A 292-nucleotide genomic window follows, 5' to 3' on the forward strand; every position below is an offset into this window, starting at 1 on the left:
CTCGGCATGGCCGCCCGTGCCTACGCGATCCAGCACAAGCTGCCGTTCACCACGGCCTATCACACGCGCTTTCCCGAGTATGTGCAGGCGCGCTTCGGCATCCCGCTCGCGGCGACCTACAGGTTCCTGCACTGGTTCCACAAGCCGTCGCTCGCGGTGATGGCGCCCACGCCCGTGGTGAAAAGCGACCTCGAACAGTATGGTTTCACGAACGTCGTGCTGTGGACGCGCGGCATGGATCTCGACATCTTTCACCCGATGGATTCGAAAGTGCTCAACACCGCGCGGCCGA

The 292-nt window shown here is 63.4% G+C and carries 1 protein-coding gene; it reads left to right on the plus strand.

The features are described from left to right. The coding region (locus tag EN859_RS37125; RefSeq protein WP_135913744.1) for a glycosyltransferase at positions 1-292 on the plus strand (292 nt) is incomplete at both ends.

Source organism: Mesorhizobium sp. M00.F.Ca.ET.216.01.1.1 (assembly GCF_004010325.2).
Taxonomy (GTDB): Bacteria; Pseudomonadota; Alphaproteobacteria; order Rhizobiales; family Rhizobiaceae; genus Mesorhizobium.